We start from the raw sequence: 4,742 nt of genomic DNA, 5'->3' as shown, positions 1-4,742 counted from the left end.
GGACTCCTGGCGCACGGACGCCGAGACCTGGGCCACCGCCAGCTACGCGTACTACACCCTCGTCGGCGGCGGGACGACGGAGCGTGTGCGCGGGACCACCGGACTCGCGGGCGGTACGGGCCGGTCCGCAGCGCCTGCCGGGTGGGCGGACGGCTGCTGCCCGCCGCTCGCCGGGCGGCCGGCGGCGGGCTCCCCGGCGGGTCCGGACGCCGYGGCACCCGGGTCGCCCGTGAACCCCGCCGGGCGCGGGACCGCGCCTCCCCGGGTGTCGCGTGACTCGTACGTGCCGTCGGTCTCCATGAACCCCTGCCCCCTGACCAGCCAGGTCGCCGCATCTGTGCCACCGTCAATCTAGTGGGCACGGCCCGGCCCGGAGCGGTTTCGCCGCCGCCATGTCCACACCGGACAACGACATGCCCCTCAACACTCCCTATCGGCGCATGCCCGCACCCCTCCCGCGCGCCTAGCCTGCGGAAGAAACCCACACAGTGCGTCCAGAACACCCCCAGGAGCCCCGCATGACCGCCCTTCCGCAGGAGCGCCGCGTCGTCACCGCAATTCCCGGCCCGAAGTCGCAGGAGCTTCAGGCCCGCCGCCTCGACGCGGTCGCCGGTGGCGTGGGCTCCGTGCTTCCCGTGTTCACCGCCAGGGCCGGCGGCGGCATCATCGAGGACGTCGACGGCAACCGCCTGATCGACTTCGGCTCCGGCATCGCCGTGACCTCGGTCGGCGCCTCCGCCGAGGCCGTGGTGCGCCGCGCCGCCGCCCAGCTCGCCGACTTCACGCACACCTGTTTCATGGTGACGCCGTACGAGGGCTACGTGGAGGTCTGCGAGGCGCTCGCCGAGCTGACCCCGGGCGACCACGCCAAGAAGTCCGCGCTGTTCAACTCCGGCGCCGAGGCCGTCGAGAACGCCGTCAAGATCGCGCGCTCGTACACCAAGCGCCAGGCCGTCGTCGTCTTCGACCACGGCTACCACGGCCGCACGAACCTCACGATGGCGCTGACGGCGAAGAACATGCCGTACAAGCAGGGCTTCGGCCCGTTCGCCCCCGAGGTCTACCGCGTGCCGGTCGCCTACGGCTACCGCTGGCCCACCGGCCCGGAGAACTGCGGCCCCGAGGCCGCCGCCCAGGCGATCGACAACATCACCAAGCAGATCGGCGCCGAGAACGTCGCCGCGATCATCATCGAGCCGGTCCTCGGCGAGGGCGGCTTCATCGAGCCGGCCAAGGGCTTCCTGCCGGCGATCGTGAAGTTCGCCAACGACAACGGCATCGTCTTCGTCGCGGACGAGATCCAGTCCGGCTTCTGCCGCACCGGCCAGTGGTTCGCCTGTGAGGACGAGGGCATCGTCCCCGACCTGATCACGACGGCCAAGGGCATCGCGGGCGGCCTCCCGCTCGCCGCCGTCACCGGCCGCGCCGAGATGATGGACTCCGTGCACGGCGGCGGCCTCGGCGGCACCTACGGCGGCAACCCGGTGGCCTGCGCCGGTGCGCTGGGCGCGATCGAGACGATGAAGGAGCTCGACCTCAACGCGAAGGCCGCGCACATCGAGTCGGTCATGAAGGCCCGCCTGGCGGCGATGGCCGAGAAGTTCGACGCCATCGGCGACATCCGCGGCCGTGGCGCGATGATCGCCATCGAGCTGGTCAAGGACCGCGCGACCAAGGAGCCGAACCCGGAGGCCGCGGGCGCGCTGGCGAAGGCCTGCCACGCCGAGGGCCTGCTCGTCCTGACCTGTGGCACGTACGGCAACGTGCTCCGCTTCCTGCCGCCGCTGGTCATCGGTGACGATCTGCTGAACGAGGGACTCGACATCCTCGAGAACGCGTTCGCACAGATCTGACGTACCGTGTGAAGAAGCTGTGGGGGGCCGATGGCGGGATGGCGATCCGGCTGTCGGCCCCCCTTTCTCTGACGTACGGTCTTCGCAGATGAGAGAAACACCCCGCCCGCAGGGATCTGCGAGCGACTCCGGGACGATGCAACCCCAGCCCCGCCCCGGCCGTGCCCTCGCGCACACCACTGGAGCCTCTGGCTCCGGAACTCCTCACCGATCGGATGGCCGCCCGCCCCACACCCCCCGGGGCGCGCGGCAGCCCGATCCCGTCGGCCGTCCCGGAACCACCCCCCCTGTTCCGGGACGGCCGACTTTTTTCTGTGCGCTCCTGGTGCTCGCCCTCGTCACGTGGCAGGTCCTCGTCGACGGTCCGCTGGCCCGCCTGGACGAGCGCGTCTCCCGTTCACTGGTCGGCTCGGTCCCGCCCGGGCTGTCCGAACTGGGCGCCGACCTCGGCAACATGACGGTGGCCCTGCCGGTCCTCGGGTGCGCGATGGCGTACGCGGCCTGGCGGGGACGGCGGGCGGCGGCCCTGTACGCGGGCCTCGCGATGGTCCTCGTCCCGGTCCTGGTGATCCCGCTGAAGGAGTGGACCGCCCGACCGGGCCCGCTGGAGCCGTGGGCCGCCGGCTACTACCCCTCCGGGCACACGGCGACGGCGATGGTGGCCTACTTCGGCGCGGCGTTCCTGGTCTCGCGCCGGCTGCTGCCCGTCGCCGCCGTGCTGACGGCGGCGACGGGCGTGGGGCTGGTCCTGCGGGGCTACCACTGGCCGCTGGACGTGCTGGCCAGCCTCTGCCTGGGAGTGCTGATCCTGGCCGTCAGCTCCAGTCGTACGCGTCGAAGTTCCGGCTGAACTCCCCGTTGTTGAACCGGTCCCAGTTGATCGACCAGGTCATCAGGCCGCGCAGGCCGGGCCAGGTGCCGTGGGTCTGGTAGCTGCCGCAGTCGGTCTTCCGGGTCAGGCAGTTCAGCGCCTTGTTCACCTCGGCCGGGCTGGTGTGGCCGTTGCCCGCGTTCACGGAGGCGGGGAGGCCGATGGCGACCTGGTCGGGTCGCAGCGGCGGGAAGACCCGGGAGGTGTCGCCGGCGACCGGGAAGCCGGTGAGCAGCATGTCGGTCATGGCGATGTGGAAGTCCGCGCCGCCCATGGAGTGGTACTGGTTGTCGAGGCCCATGATGGAGCCCGAGTTGTAGTCCTGGACGTGGAGCAGGGTGAGGTCGTCGCGCAGGGCGTGGATGACCGGGAGGTAGGCGCCGGCGCGCGGGTCCTGGCCGCCCCAGGGGCCGGAGCCGTAGTACTGGTAGCCGAGCTGGACGAAGAAGGTCTCCGGGGCCATCGTCAGCACGAACTTCGCGCCGTACCTGGCCTTGAGGGTCTTGACGGCGGAGACGAGGTTGACGATCACCGGGCTGGTGGGGCTGCGGAAGTCGGTGTCGCCGGTGTTCAGCGAGAGGGAGTGGCCCTCGAAGTCGATGTCCAGACCGTCGAGGCCGTACTCGTCGATGATCTTCGAGACGGAGGAGACGAAGGCGTCGCGGGCGGCCGTGGTGGAGAGCTGGACCTGACCGTTCTGGCCGCCGATGGAGATGAGGACCTTCTTGCCCGCGGCCTGCTTGGCCTTGATCGCCGCCTTGAACTCGGCCGGCGACTCGACGCCCGGGCACTCGGTGGCCGGGCAGAGGCTGAAGCGGATGTCGCCGGAGGTCACCGAGGTCGGCTCGCCGAAGGCGAGGTTGATGACGTCCCAGGAGTCGGGGACGTCGGCCATGCGGGTGTAGCCGGAGCCGTTGGCGAAGCTGGCGTGGAGGTAGCCGACCAGGGCGTGGGTGGGCAGCTGGCCGGGGTTGCCGCCGCCTCCACCGCTGGTCGTGGTGGCCGTGACGGTCGCCGACGCGGGCGACTCGCCGGCGCTGTTCGCGGCGGTGACCCGGAAGCTGTAGGCGGTGGAGGCGGCAAGTCCGGTCACCGTGGCCGAGGTTCCGGAGACCGTGAGGACCTTCGTTCCGCCCTGGTAGACGTGGTACGAGGTGGCCCCGGAGGAAGCCGACCAGCTCAGCGGGACGCTCGACGACGTCGGCGAGCCGGCCGTCAGGCCGGTGGGGGCGGCGGGGATCCCGACGGGGGTTCCGCCGGGACCGGTCAGGCTCAGGTCGTCGACGTGGTAGCCGCCGGTGCCGTACCAGCCGTGGGTGTAGATCGTCACCGAGGTCGTCGACGGACCGGTGGTGAACGTGGTCGACAGGCGCTGCCAGTCGGGGGCGGACTGGGTCCAGGTCGACACGTCGCTGGTACCGGTGCCGGACGCGCCGAGGTACACGTAGCTGCCACGGACCCAACCGCTCAGCGCGTAGGCGGAGTTCGGTGCGACGGTGACGGTCTGGGAGCACTGGGCGCGGTCGCTGCCCGCCGGCGTGGCCAGCAGGGCCTTCGTACCGCCGTGGACGGGTGACGAGACGACGGCGCCGCTGCCGGCGGTGCAGCTCCAGCCGTCCAGGCCGGACTCGAAGCCGCCGTTGCGGGCGAGTTCGGTGTCGGCCGCCTGGGCGGCGGGGGTCAGGGCGACGAGTCCGCCGGCGGCGAGCATGCCCGCCAGCGCGAGGACAAGGGGTCGGGAGCGGTCCACAACTGCCTCCGGGGGTGGGGGAATCGAGGTGGGGAGCGCGCCACAGCATGGTCCAGACCAATCAAGTGGTCAAGACCTCTGCCCGGTCCGGCGCCGCCCGCCCCCGGCCTCCCGGGAGCGGCAGCGGCAGCGGCGGCGACTGCGGGCAGGAGGAGGCGTCGGGAGCGGCGGTCGCCGGTGGGCCGGACCGCCGGCCCCGGAGACCGGGACCGACGGGACCTCCCCTCAGTGCCCGGGTTCCGCCCCGGCCTCGCCGGTCCCCCCGCTC

At 72.0% G+C, this 4,742-nt stretch carries 3 protein-coding genes and 1 pseudogene; 3 read left to right on the top strand and 1 reads right to left on the bottom strand.

Annotated features, from left to right (window positions below; translation table 11 throughout):
• The 3 genes and pseudogenes from EAO71_RS38260 to EAO71_RS24370 all read left to right on the top strand — a co-directional run.
• Window positions 1–355 (top strand): annotated as a pseudogene (locus EAO71_RS38260) (hypothetical protein); the annotation flags it as partial.
• A gap of 163 nt (window positions 356–518) precedes the next feature.
• Window positions 519–1,853, top strand: a complete 1,335-nt coding sequence (gene gabT, locus EAO71_RS24375; protein ID WP_147979941.1) for a 4-aminobutyrate--2-oxoglutarate transaminase — start codon at window positions 519–521, stop codon at window positions 1,851–1,853.
• Between the two features lie 88 nt (window positions 1,854–1,941).
• Window positions 1,942–2,703, top strand: a complete 762-nt coding sequence (locus EAO71_RS24370) for a phosphatase PAP2 family protein (RefSeq protein WP_147979940.1) — start codon at window positions 1,942–1,944, stop codon at window positions 2,701–2,703.
• On the opposite strand, the gene EAO71_RS24365 is transcribed toward EAO71_RS24370, so the two are convergent.
• The gene (locus tag EAO71_RS24365; RefSeq protein ID WP_147980042.1) at window positions 2,669–4,435 is read right to left on the bottom strand and encodes a chitinase; all 1,767 of its coding nucleotides are present in this window, start codon (window positions 4,433–4,435) and stop codon (window positions 2,669–2,671) included. The two genes, EAO71_RS24370 and EAO71_RS24365, sit on opposite strands and share 35 nt — an antisense overlap.
• Window positions 4,436–4,742 lie beyond the last annotated feature (307 nt).

Origin of the sequence: Streptomyces sp. MS191, from assembly GCF_008042125.1 — a bacterium.
In the GTDB taxonomy this organism is placed as follows: domain Bacteria; phylum Actinomycetota; class Actinomycetes; order Streptomycetales; family Streptomycetaceae; genus Streptomyces.
This window is presented reverse-complemented; position numbering and strand designations above follow the sequence as displayed.

Excerpts from the sequence above, each read along its gene's own strand:
- EAO71_RS24370 (WP_147979940.1), top strand. The coding sequence starts at position 1,942 with ATGAGAGAAACACCCCGCCCGCAGGGATCTGCGAGCGACTCCGGGACG.
- EAO71_RS24365 (WP_147980042.1), bottom strand. The coding sequence starts at position 4,435 with ATGCTCGCCGCCGGCGGACTCGTCGCCCTGACCCCCGCCGCCCAGGCG.
- gabT (WP_147979941.1), top strand. The coding sequence starts at position 519 with ATGACCGCCCTTCCGCAGGAGCGCCGCGTCGTCACCGCAATTCCCGGC.